The following is a 19181-nucleotide window of genomic DNA, read 5'->3' on the forward strand; positions in this document are numbered from 1 at the left end:
AGTTTATGAAACTACAAATCTTACAAAAAAAAATGGCTCGCTATCGTCAAATTTTAAAATATTATGGCCTTAAACTAACATGTGTTTACTTTCTTGCACAAAAATCTGACAAGATGTTTTATGATTTTCGTAGAAAGATTCTTTTGGATTTTGTACTAAAATTAAGAAAAGAAGCACAACTAGTTGATTCGAGTAATGAAAAAGAGGAAGAAACAACAGAATTTCCAAAAATGATTTGGACAATGTGGCAACAGGGAGAAGAGCAAATGCCTGAGACAGTCCAGGCTTCAATGAAGACCATAAAAGACTTCGCCAAAAGAAATGACTGTGAATTCTACTTGTTGACGGATAAAAATCTGGCAGATTTCATCAATATTCCAGGAGACATCACCGAAAAATACAAGAAAAAAGAATTATCAGCTGCGCATTATTCAGATATTATTCGTTTTAGTCTCTTATACCAATATGGTGGAATTTGGATGGATGCAACCTTATTTGTATCTCCCTATGCAACTTTAGAAATGTTTGAAGGGGACTTTTTTACTCTGAATCATCCACCTATACGAACAAATCAAATGGAACGAACTGTTGGTGACTTTAAATGGGCAGGTTTCTTTCTAGCAGGAAAAAAAGGCAAGCCTTATTTTAAACATATTCGAGATTTATATCTTTACTATGTTCGTAAATACCCAGTTTTTATTCATTACCTGATGATGGATTATTTTATTTTGTCCGAATATGAATCAAATCATGAATTTAAAGAATTAGTGGATAGATTACCTATTCTAGCACCAGCTGAGCGTGTTTGGTTTTTAAGAGACCATGCCCATGATCTTTTTGATGAAAAAGAATGGGAAGAAGTGTTGAAAACAACACCGATTTTGAAAACGACTTATAAAATCAAGAAAGAAGAAGTTCTTCCAGAGAGTTATCTCGATCAACTTTTACAAGGAAAATTAAAGGAATAGATGAAATACACGAAAAAAAGTAGAACCGAATTTGCCACCTTAAATACGAGTATTGCTCTGGCATTGCAACCTTTTCAAGTCCTTCTTGGCTTTATCAATCGAACTATTTTTATCAATTTACTTGGGGTAACCTATCTAGGATTAAACAATTATTTGTCTAGCTTAGTTTCTATCCTGTCTTTGGCAGAATTAGGGGTTGCTGGAGCCATGAGCTATGCACTATATGGACCCTTAGACAGAGAAGAACATGGAAAAATTAATGCCTTTATGATTCTTTTCAAAAAATTATATAGAATCATTGGCTTTTCTATTTTTATATTAGGCGCTATACTTTCTTTATTTCTTCCTTATATGATAAAGGATTATACGGTAAATAGTGAATTATATTTGATTTTTTTCCTCTTTGTATTTAATTCTGCTTCAAGCTATTTTTTCTCCTATAAACGAACCTTACTTTATGTCGATCAGCGTAATTATGTGATGACTTTGATTGACTTTGGATTAAATACGCTTCGCGTATGCTTGCAAATCGGAATTTTATTCTTTACAAAAAATTATATCTTTTATCTATTGATCAGTATCATCATGAATTTTATAGGGAATATCATCATGTCGCGGATTGTAGATAGATTGTATGGTTACCTGTTTAATGATGACATAACACCCATTAATCAGGAGGAAAAAGGAAAATTTATCCGAAATATCAAAGGAAATATAGTCGGTAGTATTGGAGAAACGATTGTTTTTCAAACAGATAGTATTCTAATGGCAAGTTTTGTCAGCTTAGCAGCTATAGGTATTTACGGGAATTATACCTATGTTTTAGGATTTCTTTCACTGATTTTAAATACTGTGATTAATTCAGTTGTTTCTTCCGTAGGTAACTTAGTCCATTCGGAGTCTACGACAGTAGCAGATATGGTTAAATTCCTAAAAAAATTCCAGTTTATTACTTTTAGCCTGATTTATTTTGCTAGCTTAGGTTATTTAATGTTCATTCATCCATTTATGACTATCTGGTTAGGTGAGAGTTTTTCATTTAATTATACGATTGAGATTTTGATCGTCCTTCATTTTTTCCTAACTTTTTATAGAAGACCGATTCTAACGTTGATTTCAGTTTATGGCTTAAGTTATGAGCAAAATAAAAAAGTTATTGTTGAAATTTTATTAAACATTTTCCTTTCACTCTATTTTTTAGCGATTTTAGATTTAGGGGTATCTGGAATTTTATTGGGTACGATTTGTTCAACAGTCTTGACCTGTACATGGTATGAACCCTATAGCGCCTTTAAGTATGGATTGAAAGCTTCCTCAAAGGACTTTTTTAAAACAATGTTACAAGATTTCTCAGTTGTAGGGATGAGTATCCTACTTTTGAGTTTACTGGATAACTACCTCTTAACTCAGCTAGATTTCATTCTCAGTTTGGCAATCAAAATCGTTCTTTATTTGACAGTATTGGGTGTCTACGTTTTCCTATTTAGAAATCATGAAGGCGGTAGACAAATCATACTGATGATTCAAAAAGTATTAAAGTTAAAAAAATAAGGAGAAATCAATGAAAAGAATTTTGGTTTGTGGTCTGGTTCCAGATGTTGGTGGCTTGGAAAAAATTGTGGTAGATTTTTATAATCATATCGATACCTCTGAATTTGAACTGGAATTTTTACTACAAGGTTCTGAAGATGTTGAATTTAGTGAGCATTTTAAAAAGCTTTGCCGCAATCCTCTAGTCGTTCATAGAATCCCCAAGTTAAGACCTCATATCCAGCAAGCCTTAAAAGAATGGAATGAGTTTTTTAAGAAAAATGCCCATCGATATGATATTGTATGGTCCAATCAAAATGGCTTGACACATTTAGAATTTTTAAAATTGGCAAAGAAATATGGGATAGAAAAAAGAATCGTTCATGGGCATTGTGCGACAGCAGATAAATTTTATCGCTTTGTTCATCCAGTAAATCGTCTTTTTGTTGGAAAATATGCGACAGATTTTTGGGCCTGTGGAACAGAAGCATTGAACCATTTTTATCATGGTCAAGAACGAAAAAAGGCCTTGGTTATTCATAATGCCATTGAAGTTGAGAAATTTTTATATGATCAAGAAATTCAATCCCAACTTCGAAAGGAGTATCAGATCCCTGAAAATTGTTTGGTCATTGGGCAAGTGTCCCGTTTATATGAAAAACAAAAAAATCAAAGTTTTTGTGTTAAGGTCTTTTCTGAAATCGTCAAAAAAGAACCAAATTCTCGTCTAGTATTTATTGGAAGAGGAGATACTGCGTTTTTAGAAAATATGGCAAAAGAATATGGTGTCGAAGACAAAGTCATTTTTACAGGCTTGACCACTAATGTCGGAAAAATGCTAAATTTATTAGATGTGTTCTTCTTCCCATCTAATTTTGAAGGATTGCCAATTGTACTCATTGAAGCGCAAGCAAATGGATTACCTGTTGTAACAGCAAATCATCTACCAGATGCAAAAATACTAGATAACTACGATAACAGCCTGTCTTTAAAAGATTCTCTTGAAAAATGGGCGGATAAAATTTTATCAGTCAGAGATCATCGAGAGCTTGATACAGAAAAGGTGAAACAGCTGATAGATAAAAATGGCTACGAGATCGAATCTGCAACCAGACAGTTGGAAAAGTTATTTGATGAGTGATTAAAAGTTGATGGAGAGGACATGAATGTCTTCTCTAATTTTATTTCTATCAGATTATCACACGTTAGTTTCATAAATAAAATTATGGCTAGGCTATTTTAATAGTACTTCTAAAAGCTATTTTATCAGCAGAATAATTAACTTAATTACAAGGGAATACAACTAAGTTTATATTTAATAATCTCATGGATTAGAGATGACTATTTTTCGGAGGTTAATATATCAAAAAATGAGATTGCATTCAATTTTTCTTAATAAAGTAGCTTTTCTAGACAAAAGCTTATGCAAAAAAGAGTAATTTATGATAGAATATAAGGCAAGAAAGAAAACGTTTTTACAATTTTTTCAACCCGAAGGAGATATATTATGGCTACTATTCAATGGTTTCCTGGTCACATGTCCAAAGCTCGTCGACAGGTGCAGGAGAATTTAAAATTTGTTGATTTTGTGACGATTTTGGTAGATGCACGCTTACCTCTATCTAGTCAAAATCCTATGTTAACCAAAATCGTTGGTGACAAACCAAAACTCTTGATTTTAAACAAGGCAGACTTGGCTGATCCAGCAATGACCAAGGAATGGCGCCAGTATTTTGAATCACAAGGAATTCAGACTCTGGCTATCAACTCTAAAGAGCAAGTGACTGTAAAAGTTGTAACAGATGCGGCCAAAAAGCTCATGGCTGATAAGATTGCTCGCCAGAGAGAACGTGGGATTAAAATTGAAACCTTGCGTACCATGATTATCGGGATTCCAAACGCTGGTAAATCAACTCTCATGAATCGTTTGGCTGGTAAGAAGATTGCCGTTGTCGGCAACAAACCAGGTGTTACCAAGGGACAACAATGGCTTAAAACCAATAAAGACTTGGAAATCTTGGATACACCGGGGATTCTCTGGCCTAAGTTCGAAGACGAAACTGTCGCTCTCAAACTAGCCCTAACAGGTGCTATCAAAGACCAGTTGCTTCCTATGGATGAGGTAACTATTTTTGGCCTCAATTATTTCAAAGAACATTATCCAGAAAAGTTGGCCGAACGCTTCAAACAAATGAAAATTGAAGAAGATGCGCCTGTTATCATTATGGATATGACCCGTGCCCTCGGTTTCCGTGATGACTATGACCGCTTTTACAGTCTCTTCGTGAAGGAAGTCCGCGACGGTAAACTCGGTAACTATACCTTAGATACATTGGAAGACCTCGATGGCGACGATTAAAGAAATCAAAGAACTCCTTGCAACAGTTAAGGACTTAAATAACCCTATTTTTTTAGAACTCGAGCAGGATAATCGCTCTGGGGTTCAAAAAGAAATCAGCAAGCGTAAAAAAGCCATTCAGGCTGAATTGGATGAGGAGCTTCGTTTGGAATCCATGCTTTCCTATGAAAAAGAACTTTATAAACAAGGATTGACCTTAATTGCAGGTGTTGATGAGGTCGGTCGTGGTCCTCTGGCTGGACCTGTAGTCGCTGCAGCCGTTATTTTACCTAAAAATTGTAAGATTAAAGGCCTCAACGACAGCAAGAAAATTCCTAAAAAGAAACATCTGGAGATTTTCAAAGCAGTTCAAGACCAAGCACTGTCAATCGGAATTGGTATCATGGATAATCAGGTCATCGACCAAGTCAATATCTATGAAGCAACCAAACTAGCCATGAAGAAAGCAATCTCCCAACTCAATCCTCAACCTGAGCACCTCTTAATTGATGCTATGAAACTGGAGTTGCCCATTTCACAAACCTCCATTATCAAAGGTGATGCTAATTCCCTCTCTATCGCAGCAGCTTCTATAGTAGCCAAGGTGACACGTGATGAATTGATGAAGGAATACGATCAGCAGTTCCCTGGCTATGATTTTGCTGCTAATGCAGGATATGGAACTGCTAAACACTTAGAAGGACTTGAAAAACTAGGAGTTACCCCAATTCACCGAACCAGCTTTGAACCCGTTAAATCACTGGTTTCAGGAGAAAAAGAAAGTTAAGTTAGAAGGAATGATTATGGAGGAACAGTCAGAAACACTCAGTTCCAAGAAAGAATTTGCCTTTGCCTCAAGCACCATATTATCCCAAGTTGGACGAGGAATCATCGTCGGTCTCATTGTTGGAATTATCGTTGGATCCTTTCGTTTCTTAATCGAAAAAGGCTTCCACCTGATACAAGGACTTTATCAAGATCAAGCGCACCTAGTGCGCAATCTTTTTATCATTGGTCTATTTTATTTAATAATTTGTTGGCTCAGTGCGAAACTAACTCGGTCAGAAAAAGACATCAAAGGCTCAGGAATTCCTCAAGTCGAAGCCGAATTAAAAGGACTGATGACCCTCAACTGGTGGGGCGTACTTTGGAAAAAATATATTTTAGGAATTTTGGCTATTGCAAGTGGCCTTATGCTGGGGCGTGAAGGTCCAAGTATTCAACTCGGAGCGGTCGGTGGTAAAGGAATTGCCAAATGGCTTAAATCCAGTCCAGTAGAGGAACGTTCTCTTATTGCGAGTGGAGCTGCAGCAGGTTTAGCCGCAGCCTTTAATGCTCCCATTGCAGGACTTCTCTTTGTTGTAGAAGAAGTCTATCACCATTTTTCACGCTTTTTCTGGGTCTCAACTCTAGCAGCCAGCCTCGTAGCAAACTTTGTTTCTCTGCTCATATTTGGCCTAACACCCGTACTGGATATGCCAGATAATATCCCACTCATGACCCTAGACCAGTATTGGATTTACCTCCTCATGGGAATTTTTCTGGGTCTTTCCGGTTTTCTCTATGAAAAAGCTGTACTCAATGTTGGTAGAGTTTATGACTGGATTGGGCAAAAAATCCGTTTGGATAGAGCTTATTACCCAATTTTTGCCTTTATTCTCATCATACCAGTCGGGATCTTCTTGCCCCAGATCCTTGGAGGTGGAAATCAACTTGTTCTTTCCCTAACTGAGCAAGATTTTAGTTTCCAAGTTCTATTAGCGTACTTTTTGATTCGCTTTGTTTGGAGCATGATTAGCTATGGAAGTGGCCTTCCAGGAGGAATTTTTCTACCCATTTTGGCGCTTGGTTCCTTGCTTGGTGCCCTAGTTGGTGTCATTTGTGTGAATATTGGACTTGTCAGTCAGGAGCAATTCCCTATATTTGTCATTCTGGGAATGAGTGGCTATTTTGGAGCAATATCCAAGGCTCCCTTAACTGCTATGATACTCGTAACTGAGATGGTAGGAGATATTCGCAACCTCATGCCACTTGGCTTAGTAACCTTAGTAGCTTACATCATCATGGATTTACTTAAAGGTGCACCAGTCTATGAGGCCATGCTAGAAAAAATGCTGCCAGAAGAAGCGACAGATGAAGGAGAAGTCACACTTATTGAAATCCCTGTATCTGACAAAATCGCTGGAAAACAAGTACACGAACTCAACCTGCCACACAACGTCCTCATCACCACCCAAGTTCATAACGGTAAGAGCCAAACAGTTAACGGCTCAACCAGAATGTATCTGGGTGATATGATTCATCTCGTAATTCCAAAAAGTGAAATTGGAAAAGTCAAAGATTTGTTGTTGTAGCTCTTGTTTACATAATTTATATTATGTAAATATTTGATTAAATACATTAGAAAACCGATTCTCAGAAATGAGATCGGTTATTTTTTGCAGATAAAATATTTTACATACAAATAATTGAACTTGGGTAAAAATAAGACTATAATTAAGTTAGAAATAATAAAACATAAAGCTAGAAAGGAGTTTACTGTATCAAATCTGTACAGTAAGATTAAAATCATGAAAAAGAAAACAATAGCAATTATACAATGTATTTTGTATCTCATAGCTCCTTATATGGCTCTTCAGTTATGTAGAATGAACAGAAGTTTCGTTACTGATAATCTCTTTTTTATTTTCCTTATTCTGCTGACTATTTCATTCTGGTTTAGTATTTGGAAACTAGAAAAAGCACTAGATAATGATTCACAATAATAACTCCAAAGATTTAGATCTGTTTTACACAAAAACTAAAAATTTTTGTACTTTTCCCTAGACAGTGGATAAACCCTTGATACGGCAGAGTTAAAGGCTTAATGTACACTCTTTGAAAAATGTACTTTATAATCGAAATGTACTTTATTTTAATGTTGGATAAAGTACATTTTTTGATTGAGTAGCTTAGATGCGTAATGTACAAAATCAGCCCCTTTTAAACCCCTTGTAAGCCTAAAAACCTTGATTTAATCAGGTTTTTGAATTTTAGCAATAAAACTTTTGTTAAAGTGTACATGTGAAAAATTTTAGTTTTCACTTTGATAACGTACATTTTTAGCTATTTTAGTTCCAAAAAAAATTTTTAGTTATCAAAACATAAAAAATGTTATTATTTTTTTATTCCTTTCTTTAGAAACTCCTATAACATCTTTCCGAAAAACTATAATTTTCTTGAAAAATATATCAGTCTATGCTATACTACTTGTAGACTTATTTATGGAGAAAATACATGAAACGTGAGATTTTACTGGAACGAATTGACAAACTAAAACAAATCATGCCCTGGTATGTTCTGGAATACTACCAATCTAAGCTTGCTGTTCCCTATAGTTTTACAACCTTGTACGAATACCTCAAGGAATACGATCGATTTTTCAGCTGGGTTTTGGAGTCTGGGATTTCAAACTCTGATAAAATGTCTGATATTCCTTTATCTGTCTTGGAAAATATGTCTAAGAAAGACATGGAATCCTTTATCCTTTACCTACGTGAACGTCCTTTGCTGAATGCCAATACAACAAAACAAGGTGTTTCACAGACAACTATCAATCGGACCTTGTCGGCACTTTCTAGTCTTTACAAGTATCTGACCGAGGAGGTTGAAAACGATCAGGGAGAGCCTTATTTTTATCGTAATGTAATGAAAAAAGTTTCAACCAAGAAAAAGAAAGAAACGCTTGCTGCTAGAGCTGAAAACATCAAACAAAAGCTCTTTCTAGGTGATGAAACAGAAGGTTTTCTAACTTATATCGACCAAGAGTACCCACAACAGCTCTCGAATCGAGCTCTTTCATCATTTAACAAAAATAAAGAACGTGATTTGGCCATCATTGCACTTCTCTTGGCATCTGGTGTTCGCTTGTCTGAAGCAGTTAATCTGGATATAAGGGATCTCAATCTCAAAATGATGGTTATTGATGTCACTCGAAAAGGGGGCAAACGTGACTCGGTCAATGTCGCTGCCTTTGCTAAGCCTTACCTAGAGAATTATCTAGCCATTCGAAATCAACGTTATAAGACGGAAAAGACGGATACAGCACTCTTTCTGACTTTATATCGTGGTGTTCCCAATCGTATCGATGCTTCTAGTGTTGAAAAGATGGTTGCTAAGTACTCTGAGGACTTCAAAGTCCGAGTAACTCCCCACAAACTGCGCCATACCCTAGCAACCAGGCTCTATGATGCGACTAAATCGCAAGTTTTGGTCAGTCACCAGCTAGGACACGCCAGTACACAAGTCACCGACCTCTATACCCATATTGTCAACGATGAACAAAAGAATGCTCTGGATAGTTTGTGAGTTGCATAAAATAAATTATGTAAAATACAACTCAAAAAAGAAGCTGGTCAAACAACCAACTTCTTTTCTTTTTATCCCACTACCGCTTCAGCAATTTCTTCTCGGCTAATACCAGCGAAGTATCTTGTAATGTCAATAGTTTCTAAGGCATTAAGAACATCTTCCCGTTCGTATTTAACGCCTCGAAGGACATCTTCTACTGCAGCAACGTCTTCGATACCAAAGAAGTCACCATAAATCTTGATATCTTGGATTTTTGATTCGACGACATTAGCAAAGACTTCGACTTTACCACTGGTAAATTTTGTCCCACGACGGACGTTAAATTCCGGTGATTTGCCGTAGTTCCAGTCCCAAGTTCCAAACTTAGTATCCTTGATGCGATTGATTTCAGCCAATTCTTCCTCAGAAAAAACGTATTCTGTCATCTCTGGGTACTCTTTTTTCATGTATTCCAAGAGCAAATCACGGAATTCTTCAACTGTGATTTTTTCTGGTAATTCATTGACAATATTGGTTACACGGGCACGAACGGATTTCACACCTTTTGATTCAAATTTGTCCTTTGAAACCTTGAGGGCGTTAGCAAGGACTGATAAATCAACGTCAAATAACAAGCAACCATGGTGCATGATACGGCCATTGATATAGGCTTGGGCATTGCCACAGAATTTTTTGCCATCAATCTCAAGGTCATTACGACCTGTGAATTCAGCTTTAACACCGAGTTGAGCCAAGGTATTGATAACTGGAGTTGAGAAGCTCTTGAAGTCAAAGGCCTTGTTTTCATCTTCTTTTGAGATGATCGTGTAGTTGAGGTTGTTTAGATCGTGGTAAACAGCTCCACCACCACTGATACGGCGGACTACCTCAATGCCATTTTCTCGAACATAATCACGGTTGATTTCTTCGATAGTATTCTGGTGACGCCCTACAATGATAGATGGTTTGTTGATCCAAAGAAGGAAGATTTGATCCTCATCTAAAAGGTGTTTAAAGGCATATTCTTCCAAGGCAATATTAAAAGCAGTGTCGTTTGAATGATTGATAATATATTTCATGATATCCCTTTATACGATAGAGACTGGAAAATGTCTTCCAGTCTAATCTATCTTCGTTTTATTTTTTCTTAGGTGAATGGATGGCCATTCCTAGAACATCCGCAAATGCTTCGTACATCACTTCAGAGTAGGTTGGGTGTCCGTGGATAGTCTTCAACATTTCTTCAACAGTGATTTCCATTTCGATAATGCTTGACGCTTCGTTGATCAATTCTGCAGCTGCAGGACCGATAATGTGTACACCAAGGATTTCCCCGTATTTCTTATCAGCTATGACTTTAACGAAACCTTGAGCTGCATCTGATGCAATGGCACGACCGTTGGCAGCAAAGTTAAATTTACCGATGGCTACATCGTATTTCTCACGCGCTTGTTCTTCAGTCAGACCCACTGCTGCTACTTCAGGAAGAGTGTAGATAGCTGCAGGAGTCAAATTCAACTTGGCAACAGCATGATTTCCTTTAAGGGCATTTTCAGCGGCAACTTCCCCCATACGGAAAGCTGCGTGAGCCAACATCTTAGTACCGTTGATGTCACCTGGTGCGTAAATACCTGGAACAGAAGTTTCCATGTATTCGTTGACCTTGATGCGACCACGATCCAATTCAAACTCAACATCGCCAATACCTTCAAGATCCGGCACACGACCGATTGAAAGAAGAGCTTTATTTGCGATGATATCGTCTTTTCCTTCAACCTTGATACGAAGTTGACCATTTTCCTCGATGATTTCTTGCAGTTTAGTACCAGTCAAGATGGTCATTCCTTTACGCTCAAGGATCAAGCGAAGGTTCTTAGAAACTTCCGCATCCATAGCTGGCACGATACGGTCCATCATTTCGATAACAGTCACTTTTGAACCAAATGTCATGAAGGCTTGACCAAGTTCGATACCGACAACACCACCACCGATGATAACAAGACTTTCTGGTACTTCGTTCATTTCAAGGATGTCATCGCTGGTCATGACAAGTGGAGATTCCATACCAGGAACGTTGATCTTGCTGACTTTTGAACCACCAGCAAGGATGATTTTCTTTGTTTCAATTAATTCAGAACCATTTACCAAGACATTCTTGTCTTTAGTAATAGTACCGATACCCTTATGAACAGTAACTCCGTAGCTACGAAGAAGTCCTGCAACACCACCAACCAAAGTATTGACAACCTTAGACTTGGTTTCAAGGAGTTTGTCCATATCTACAGTGAAGTTTGGATTTTCGATTACGATACCACGGTTTGCGGCATGACCAATGTTTTCGATAATTTCAGCGTTATGAAGGTAGGTCTTGGTTGGAATACATCCACGGTTTAAGCAGGTTCCACCAAGTTCAGATTTCTCAACAAGGGCAACCTTACCGCCGAGTTGGGCAGCTTTAATGGCTGCAACATAACCAGCAGGACCTCCACCAATCACAACGATATCAAAAGCATCATCGCTCTTACCATCATCGTTTGAGGCACTTGCTGCAGGTGCTGGGCTAGCTTCTGGCGCTGCGACTCCAGCTGTTGGGATATTTTCCCCTTCTTCGCCAAGGTAACCGATAACTTCCGTTACAGGGACTGTTTCACCGTCCCCTTTAAGGATAGCAATCAAGTACCCATCTTCTTCGGCTTCCAATTCCATGCTGACTTTATCAGTCATGATTTCCAAAAGGATTTCTCCTTCTTTTACAAATTCTCCGACTTTTTTATTCCATTGGACGATTTGTCCTTCTGTCATATCCACGCCGGCTTTTGGCATAATTACTTCTAAGGCCATGTCTTCCTTCCTTTATCTATATCTTAAAAATGAATACTCTTGTTCTTAAATAAACATTGAGATTGGATTTTCAATCAATTCTTTCAAGTCTTTCATAAACTTAGCACCAGCCATACCATCTACGACACGGTGGTCAATTGTTAAACCAAGACTCATGATTGGGCGAATCACAATTTCACCATTGACGACAACTGGCTTCTCGATTGTCGAGCTCACACCAAGGATAGCTGAGTTTGGTTGGTTGATGATAGGACCAAAGGACTGAACGCCAAACATTCCCAAGTTACTGATTGTGAACGTTGAATTTTGAAGTTCACTTGGAGCCAATTTGCCATCCAAGGTACGACCAATAACATCCTTGAAAGCTACAACCAGTTCTGAAAGACTCATCTTTTCAGCATTGTAAACAACAGGTGTCATCAATCCATTATCCATCCCAACTGCCATCGCAAGATTGACATAGTTGTGAGTGATAATGGTCTTGCCATCTTCTGTCAATGAAGCGTTGATGTATGGGTGTTTCATAAGAGTTTTAACAACTGCAAGTGAAAGAAGGTCTGTTACAGTAGTCTTCTTCCCAGTTGCTTCCATGATTGGCTCAAGAACCTTCTTACGAAGAGCCAACATTTCCGTCATATCAACTTCATAGTTGAGAGTAAAGGTTGGCGCAGTCAAGTAAGATTCAACCATGCGTTGAGCAATAACCTTACGCATTGGTGTCATTGGAATACGCTCGATTTCACCGTATGGTGTTACATTATCAGGAACTTCTTCCACTTTTTCAATCTGAGCAGGAGACTTGATGGTGTCGTTTTCGATATTTTCAGGAAGCAAGGCCAAAACATCCTTCTTCATGATTTTACCACGATGACCGGTTCCTTGAATTTCCTGCCAAGCAATGTTATGTTCGAGGGCAATTCGTTTTGCAAGTGGCGAAATGCGAACCACGTTTGTGTCTTTATAAGTTTCCACGTCTTCTTTGTGGACACGACCGTTTGCACCTGAGCCAGAAACGTCGTAGAGGTTGATCCCTAAATCATCCGCTAACTTTCTAGCTGCAGGAGTCGCTCTTAGCTTGTCATCAGCCATGACCTCTCCAATTCTATACTAAGATATTAAGGACGAAGAGCTCTGCACCTAAAAGATACAAAGTTTCTCGTCAGCTTTATTTTGTTTACATAACTTATCTTATGTAATTCTATTCTTTGTTATAAGTCTTACGGATTGCATCTTTGATGCTTTCAACTGTTGGAATCATTGCATTTTCTAGGTTTTGTGCATAAGGCATCGGCACATCTTCTCCTGCACAACGACGGATTGGTGCATCTAGATAGTCAAATGCTTCTGACTCTGAAATAATAGCTGAAATCTCTCCGATATAGCCACTTGTTTTGTGGGCATCATTGACCAGAACAACTTTACCAGTCTTCTTAACTGAGTTGATGATGATATCCTTATCAAGTGGAACAAGGGTACGTGGGTCCACGATTTCAACAGAAATGCCTTCTTCGGCCAATTCTTCAGCTGCTTGAATCACACGACGGAGCATTTTCCCATAAGTAACAACTGTTACATCTGTTCCTTCGCGTTTGATTTCACCGACTCCAAGTGGAATCGTATAGTCTGGATCAACTGGTACTTCCCCTTTTTGGTTAAATTCTGACTTGTACTCAAGAATAATAACTGGGTTATTATCACGGATAGAAGACTTAAGCAGTCCTTTCATGTCCGCAGGCGTACCTGGTGCTACAACCTTAAGTCCTGGAATGTGAGTAAACCAAGACTCTAGTGATTGCGAGTGCTGAGCTGCAGATCCAACTCCGTTACCTGCTGCACAACGGACAGTCATTGGAACTTGACCTTTACCACCAAACATGTAACGTGTTTTAGCTGCTTGGTTGACGATATTGTCCATGGCAATAACAGAGAAGTCCATGAAGGTCATATCGACGATTGGACGAAGTCCTGTCATCGCTGCTCCTGCTGCTGCTCCCGAGATGGCAGCCTCAGAAATCGGACAGTCACGAACACGTTCTGGACCAAATTCTTCAAGCATTCCAACAGAAGTTCCGAAGTCTCCTCCGAAGACACCGACGTCTTCTCCCATCAAGAACACATTTTCATCGCGACGCATTTCCTCAGACATAGCAAGGATAATGGTGTCACGGAAGGACATTGTTTTTGTTTCCATTTTATCTCTTTCTCCTTAGTCTGCGTAAATATCTTCAAATGCTGATTCAAGTGGTGGGAATGGACTTTCTTCCGCAAATTTAACAGAAGCTTCTACTGCTTCCTTAACTTGCGCTTGGATTTCTTTCAATTCTTCGGCACTTGCAATGTTGTTCTCAACGAGGTAGTTACGAAGGTTTTCGATTGGGTCTTTTTGTTTCCACAATTCCACTTCTTCACGTGTACGATATTTACCAGGGTCAGATGATGAGTGACCAAGCCAGCGATAAGTTACACTTTCAATCAAGACTGGACCATTGCCACCACGAACATGGTCTGCAGCTTTCTTAAATCCTTCATAGACGTCGATGACATTGTTACCGTCTTCGATGAACATTCCAGGAATTCCATAAGCGGAGCTACGTTGATGGATATGTTCTACATTAGTCATTTTCTTGATATCCGCAGAGATACCGTAACCATTGTTAATGCAATAGAAAATGACTGGCAGGTTCCAGATAGAAGCCATGTTCACTGCTTCGTGGAAAACACCTTCGTTGGTCGCACCATCCCCAAAGAAGCAGACAACGATTTTTCCAGTATGTTGCATTTGCTGACTGAGGGCTGCACCAACAGCAATTCCCATACCACCACCTACGATACCATTGGCACCGAGGTTACCAGCATCAAGGTCGGCGATATGCATAGATCCACCTTTACCTTTACAGGTTCCAGTGTATTTACCAAGGATTTCAGCCATCATTCCGTTGAGGTCAATTCCTTTGGCAATAGCTTGTCCGTGACCACGGTGGTTTGAGGTAATTAAATCATCTGGATTGAGAGCCAACATAGCACCCACGTTAGCCGCCTCTTCTCCAACAGAAAAGTGCGTCATTCCTGGCACTTTTCCTTTCTTTACTAATTGTGCAATTTTTAAGTCCATACGACGGATTTCTTCCATCTTACGGAACATCTCTAGCAAAAGATTTTTATCTAAAGTTGACATCTTCTTGCCTTTCTAACTTTCTTCTTACCTTACTATTTTACCGTTTTTGGTAAATACTGTCAAAGTTTTTCTAAATAAAATTTCACAAATTAAAAAAGAAAACCCCGTGAAAACAAGGGATTTTCTTATCAAGAATATTTTTTCACAAACTTTTTAGCTTTTGGATTTTGCTAAAGATTCAAATCTCTTCATAATCACAGTTAAACGCCAACGGTAGAGAACCCCACTCACGATTAGACTAATAATCAAACCGATCCAGTAAGAATAAGCTCCAAAATCTGTTAGGGAATCAAATAGCATAGCCACTGGGATTGCTACGCCCCAATAACCAACCAAACCAAGGTAAAAAGGAATCACGGTATCCTTATAACCCCGCAAAATTCCCTGAAGCGGTGCCGCAAAGGTATCTGCTAACTGGAAGAAAAGGCTGTAAGTCAAAAAACGCGCTGTCAAATCGATAAATTCTGGATCGTTCCCATAAAGACTAGCCACATTTCCCCTAAAAATGTAAAGAAAGGATAAGGTGAAGGCCGCAAAAATAAGAGCAGTCCATCTTCCTAGACTAATATAGGTTTTCGCATCATCAAATCGCTTGGCTCCCACTTCATAGGAAACAACAATAGCCATAGCCGATGAGATACTCATAGGAAAGGCGTACATGAGAGTTGAAAAATTCATAGCCGACTGGTGACTAGCGATAATCAAGGACGAAAACTTAGCCATAATCAAACCAACCACAGAAAAGATAGCCACTTCGGCAAAGACAGTTCCCCCAATAGGCAAACCTAAGCGAACTCCTTCCTTAATTTTATCCATATTAAGTGGAATGCGTTTCTCAAAATGCAAGGCTTTGAGCCTCTCCTGTTTAAATAAAACCAGTACAGAAATTCCAAGCAAAACCCAATAAGCCAAGGATGTTCCTAAACCAGCACCAGCACCTCCCAGTTCTGGAACACCAAAGGCCCCGTAAATCAAGAGATAGTTAAATCCACTATTCAAGGGAAGTAACAAAAGCATGAGGTACATAGACAGTTTGGTTAAGCCCAGCGAATCCAGCAAAGAACGAATGACACTAAAGAGCAATAAGGGGATAATTCCGATAGATAAAAACCAGAGATAGCGAACCGCTACTGCCGCCACTGATGCTTCTAACCCAATATGATTCAAGATTAGTGGTGCCAATAAAAGCACCATCCCCAGCAAGAGCACGGATAGGCCCAAGGCCAAATAAATAAATTGGTAAAAATCAGACGCGACTTCTTCCTTTTTACCTCGACCAAGATGGTGACCAATAATAGGCACCAGGGCTGACACAATCCCTGTCAGAAATGTAAAGAAAGGATTCCAGATACTGGTTGCCATAGACACACCAGCCAAGTCCATGGTATTGTATTGGCCAGTCATAGTCGTATCAACAAAGGAGGCAGAATAATTGGCAAATTGATAAATCAGGATAGGGAAAAATATCTTTAAAAATAAGATAAACTTGTCTTTAAAATGATGGGTTTGGTACATATAGTCTCTCTATTTTTCTAGTTTACAGAGCAGACTTCCACCTAGTTTTGATAGACGATTTGTCCTTTACAGATGGTATATTTAACCTGCCCTTTTAAAGTTTCACCGATGAATGGTGAATTAGCTGCTTTTGAAGCAAAATGGGAGTCCACAAGGCGGTCAGCCTTAGCATCAAAAATAGTGATGTCCGCTGGACCATTCTCAGCCAAGTAACCTGCTTCAAAGTTGTAAAGCTTGGATGGGTTGTATGTCATTTTTTCAAGTAATTCCATCAAGCTCAACTCACCAGCTTCCACCAAATAAGTCAAACCGAGAGATAGAGATGTTTCTAAGCCAGTCATACCAGATGGCGCTTTGGTAATATCCTCAACATTTTTTTCATCTGCATGATGAGGCGCGTGGTCTGTCGCAATAACTGTAATGACACCTGACTTGAGACCTTCGATAACAGCACGACGGTCTGATTCCAAACGAAGCGGCGGATTCATCTTAGCATTGCTACCTTGTGTCAAAAGGAGTGCTTCTGTCTTAGAGAAATGCTGTGGCGCTACTTCTGCTGTTACTTGCGCACCCAAACCTTGAGCAAACTCAACTACTTTAACACTTTCTTCCTTAGACAAATGCTGAATATGAACATGGGCCTTGGTTGCATAGGCAATCATGACATCACGCGCCATCATAGCATACTCAGCTACCCCAGTCGCACCGCAGATATGGAAATGTTCTTTAGCGATATTTTCATTAAACCCAAGAATCCCATTCAAACCTGGATCTTCCTCATGAAGGCTGATAAAGGTATTAAGCTTTTTGGCTTCCTCCATGGCTTCCTTGACAACTTTACTGCTTTCAAGCGGAATACCGTCATCAGAGAAACCAACGGCACCTGCTTCCAAAAGCGCCTTAAAGTCAGTCAAGTCTTGGCCATTAAAGTTCTTAGTAATGGTCGCAACTGTCTTGACATTGATTTTTTCCTTGGCAGCTGACTGGAGAACTTCTTGCAAAGTCTCCACGTCTGAAATGGTTGGACTGGTATTAGCCATCATGACAACCGTTGTAAAACCACCTGCAGCGGCTGCTAGGGCACCAGTATGAATATCTTCCTTGTGGGTTTGACCAGGTTCACGGAAATGAACATGAATATCTACCAAGCCAGGAGCAACTACAAGACCAGTAGCATCAATTATTTCTGCTCCTTCTTCTTTAATCTCAGGCGCAATTTTGACAATTTTCCCATCTTGAACTAAGACATCACACACTTGATCTAAACCAGACTTGGGATCCATTACACGACCATTTTTGATTAGTAGCATCTACTTTCTCCTTTATTCATAGAAATCAACTTGGGTATCCAACAATTTATCCCCATCATAAACAAACTTGGCTGAAAAGAAGGGTTTATCTTCTAAAAGCCACCCAACAAAGGTATGGTCACCTTCCCAAGTCGGCTTGCTCAAAACCTCATCATAGGGAACCCATTCTAGCGTTCCCTCGTTGCAGTCAATCAAGTCCCCTTCAAACTCCGTCACTTTAAAAACATAGGTGTACCAGTCTAAATCTGGTGTAAATTCAGGAAAAGTGATAACACCTTTTAAAACTGGTTTGGCTTTGAGCCCTGTTTCTTCAAGGATTTCACGCGCCGCGCATTCCTGGGGCGTCTCTCCTTTCTCTAGCTTACCACCCACACCAATCCATTTGCCTTCGTGGACATCATTAGGCTTCTTATTACGATGGAGCATGAGCAGTTCTTTCCCGTTATCAATGTAGCAAATCGTCGCTAACTGAGGCATATTTTCTCCTTATCTAAGCCAATCGATTGGCTCTTGTCCTGTCTCTTTTAAGAATGCATTGGCCTTGGAAAAAGGCTTAGAACCCCAAAATCCTCTGTAAACAGATAACGGACTGGGATGGGCTGATTCGATAATCAGATGGTGAGGATTGGTAACCAAGAACTTCTTCTTACGTGCGTAGGCTCCCCAGAGTATAAAGACGACTGGTTTATCTAGTTGATTGACCACCTGAATCACAGCATCCGTAAAAAGCTCCCATATCTGACCAGCATGACCATTGGCCTGTCCAGCAGGAACAGTCAGACATGCATTAAGAAGTAAGACTCCTTGCTCAGCCCATGCTGTCAAATCATGGGATTTCTTAACCCCGATGTCATCTGACAATTCTTTCAAGATATTTTGCAAGGATGGCGGAGCTGGGATAGAGTCAGGTACAGAAAAACTCAAGCCCTGCGCTTGACCTGGCCCGTGATAGGGATCTTGCCCTAGAATCACCACCTTAACTTCTTCAAGCGGTGTAGTCAATAGAGCCTGAAAAACCTTTTCCTTGGGTGGATAAATAGTCCCTTGGGAATAGACCTGCTCCATAAACTGATTGATTTTCCCAAAATAACCCTCAGGTAATTGCTCCTTAATCAAAGCATGCCAAGACGAGTGTTCCATAGCCAACTCCTTCGTTTTTACTGCCTCTATTATAG

Annotated in this window: 16 protein-coding genes; 7 read left to right on the forward strand and 9 right to left on the reverse strand. The window is 39.2% G+C overall.

Features of this window, described 5'->3' with window-relative positions; genetic code table 11:
- Positions 1-5 precede the first annotated feature (5 nt).
- From RYK12_RS06125 to xerS, 7 genes are all read left to right on the forward strand, one after another.
- Positions 6-968 (forward strand): capsular polysaccharide synthesis protein, encoded by a 963-nt coding sequence (locus tag RYK12_RS06125; protein ID WP_314847763.1) that lies wholly within the window; start codon positions 6-8, stop codon positions 966-968.
- Positions 969-2519: a transporter gene (locus tag RYK12_RS06130; protein ID WP_314847766.1), complete on the forward strand. Its 1551-nt coding sequence runs from the start codon at positions 969-971 to the stop codon at positions 2517-2519.
- 10 nt (positions 2520-2529) lie between these two features.
- On the forward strand, positions 2530-3639 hold the full coding sequence (locus RYK12_RS06135) for a glycosyltransferase (protein WP_261008727.1): 1110 nt from the start codon (positions 2530-2532) through the stop codon (positions 3637-3639).
- Positions 3640-4005: 366 nt separating this feature from the next.
- Positions 4006-4857: a ribosome biogenesis GTPase YlqF gene (ylqF, locus tag RYK12_RS06140; protein ID WP_314847769.1), complete on the forward strand. Its 852-nt coding sequence runs from the start codon at positions 4006-4008 to the stop codon at positions 4855-4857.
- Positions 4844-5623, forward strand: a complete 780-nt coding sequence (locus RYK12_RS06145) for a ribonuclease HII (protein ID WP_314847770.1) — start codon at positions 4844-4846, stop codon at positions 5621-5623. The genes ylqF and RYK12_RS06145 overlap by 14 nt, the downstream gene beginning before the upstream one ends.
- Positions 5624-5639: 16 nt before the next feature.
- Complete coding sequence (locus tag RYK12_RS06150) at positions 5640-7190, forward strand: chloride channel protein (protein ID WP_314847772.1); 1551 nt, start codon at positions 5640-5642, stop codon at positions 7188-7190.
- A 922-nt stretch (positions 7191-8112) separates the two neighbouring features.
- The gene (gene xerS, locus RYK12_RS06155) at positions 8113-9183 is read left to right on the forward strand and encodes a tyrosine recombinase XerS (RefSeq protein ID WP_261014477.1); all 1071 of its coding nucleotides are present in this window, start codon (positions 8113-8115) and stop codon (positions 9181-9183) included.
- A 71-nt stretch (positions 9184-9254) separates the two neighbouring features.
- On the opposite strand, the gene RYK12_RS06160 is transcribed toward xerS, so the two are convergent.
- The 9 genes from RYK12_RS06160 to RYK12_RS06200 all read right to left on the reverse strand — a co-directional run bounded on the left by RYK12_RS06160 (position 9255) and on the right by RYK12_RS06200 (position 19146).
- Entirely contained in the window at positions 9255-10244 is a 990-nt protein-coding gene (locus RYK12_RS06160) for a lipoate--protein ligase (protein ID WP_265495953.1), read from the reverse strand.
- Positions 10245-10302: 58 nt separating this feature from the next.
- A complete protein-coding gene (gene lpdA, locus RYK12_RS06165) occupies positions 10303-12006 on the reverse strand; it encodes a dihydrolipoyl dehydrogenase (protein ID WP_314847779.1) in 1704 nt (567 codons plus the stop codon).
- Between the two features lie 45 nt (positions 12007-12051).
- Positions 12052-13095 carry a dihydrolipoamide acetyltransferase gene (locus RYK12_RS06170; RefSeq protein ID WP_314847782.1) on the reverse strand — a complete coding sequence of 348 codons (1044 nt, stop codon included), beginning with the start codon at positions 13093-13095 and terminating at the stop codon, positions 12052-12054.
- Positions 13096-13204: 109 nt separating this feature from the next.
- Positions 13205-14197 carry an alpha-ketoacid dehydrogenase subunit beta gene (locus RYK12_RS06175; RefSeq protein ID WP_000448712.1) on the reverse strand — a complete coding sequence of 331 codons (993 nt, stop codon included), beginning with the start codon at positions 14195-14197 and terminating at the stop codon, positions 13205-13207.
- A 15-nt stretch (positions 14198-14212) separates the two neighbouring features.
- Positions 14213-15181: a thiamine pyrophosphate-dependent dehydrogenase E1 component subunit alpha gene (locus tag RYK12_RS06180; protein ID WP_314847783.1), complete on the reverse strand. Its 969-nt coding sequence runs from the start codon at positions 15179-15181 to the stop codon at positions 14213-14215.
- A 153-nt stretch (positions 15182-15334) separates the two neighbouring features.
- Entirely contained in the window at positions 15335-16696 is a 1362-nt protein-coding gene (gene pdrM / locus RYK12_RS06185; RefSeq protein ID WP_314847785.1) for a sodium-coupled multidrug efflux MATE transporter PdrM, read from the reverse strand.
- A gap of 41 nt (positions 16697-16737) precedes the next feature.
- Positions 16738-18006, reverse strand: coding sequence for a dihydroorotase (locus tag RYK12_RS06190; RefSeq protein ID WP_125851667.1), 1269 nt, complete (start codon positions 18004-18006; stop codon positions 16738-16740).
- A 12-nt stretch (positions 18007-18018) separates the two neighbouring features.
- Complete coding sequence (locus RYK12_RS06195) at positions 18019-18483, reverse strand: 8-oxo-dGTP diphosphatase (protein ID WP_261049619.1); 465 nt, start codon at positions 18481-18483, stop codon at positions 18019-18021.
- Between the two features lie 9 nt (positions 18484-18492).
- Entirely contained in the window at positions 18493-19146 is a 654-nt protein-coding gene (locus RYK12_RS06200) for a uracil-DNA glycosylase (RefSeq protein WP_314847789.1), read from the reverse strand.
- Between the last annotated feature and the right edge of the window lie 35 nt (positions 19147-19181).

The organism is uncultured Streptococcus sp., from assembly GCF_963518475.1.
GTDB lineage: Bacteria > Bacillota > Bacilli > Lactobacillales > Streptococcaceae > Streptococcus.

Bases quoted from the DNA above. Each gene is read 5' to 3' on its own strand.
- RYK12_RS06125 (WP_314847763.1), top strand. From the start codon at position 6: ATGAAACTACAAATCTTACAAAAAAAAATGGCTCGCTATCGTCAAATT.
- RYK12_RS06130 (WP_314847766.1), top strand. From the start codon at position 969: ATGAAATACACGAAAAAAAGTAGAACCGAATTTGCCACCTTAAATACG.
- RYK12_RS06135 (WP_261008727.1), top strand. From the start codon at position 2,530: ATGAAAAGAATTTTGGTTTGTGGTCTGGTTCCAGATGTTGGTGGCTTG.
- ylqF (WP_314847769.1), top strand. From the start codon at position 4,006: ATGGCTACTATTCAATGGTTTCCTGGTCACATGTCCAAAGCTCGTCGA.
- RYK12_RS06145 (WP_314847770.1), top strand. From the start codon at position 4,844: ATGGCGACGATTAAAGAAATCAAAGAACTCCTTGCAACAGTTAAGGAC.
- RYK12_RS06150 (WP_314847772.1), top strand. From the start codon at position 5,640: ATGGAGGAACAGTCAGAAACACTCAGTTCCAAGAAAGAATTTGCCTTT.
- xerS (WP_261014477.1), top strand. From the start codon at position 8,113: ATGAAACGTGAGATTTTACTGGAACGAATTGACAAACTAAAACAAATC.
- RYK12_RS06160 (WP_265495953.1), bottom strand. From the start codon at position 10,244: ATGAAATATATTATCAATCATTCAAACGACACTGCTTTTAATATTGCC.
- lpdA (WP_314847779.1), bottom strand. From the start codon at position 12,006: ATGGCCTTAGAAGTAATTATGCCAAAAGCCGGCGTGGATATGACAGAA.
- RYK12_RS06170 (WP_314847782.1), bottom strand. From the start codon at position 13,095: ATGGCTGATGACAAGCTAAGAGCGACTCCTGCAGCTAGAAAGTTAGCG.
- RYK12_RS06175 (WP_000448712.1), bottom strand. From the start codon at position 14,197: ATGGAAACAAAAACAATGTCCTTCCGTGACACCATTATCCTTGCTATG.
- RYK12_RS06180 (WP_314847783.1), bottom strand. From the start codon at position 15,181: ATGTCAACTTTAGATAAAAATCTTTTGCTAGAGATGTTCCGTAAGATG.
- pdrM (WP_314847785.1), bottom strand. From the start codon at position 16,696: ATGTACCAAACCCATCATTTTAAAGACAAGTTTATCTTATTTTTAAAG.
- RYK12_RS06190 (WP_125851667.1), bottom strand. From the start codon at position 18,006: ATGCTACTAATCAAAAATGGTCGTGTAATGGATCCCAAGTCTGGTTTA.
- RYK12_RS06195 (WP_261049619.1), bottom strand. From the start codon at position 18,483: ATGCCTCAGTTAGCGACGATTTGCTACATTGATAACGGGAAAGAACTG.
- RYK12_RS06200 (WP_314847789.1), bottom strand. From the start codon at position 19,146: ATGGAACACTCGTCTTGGCATGCTTTGATTAAGGAGCAATTACCTGAG.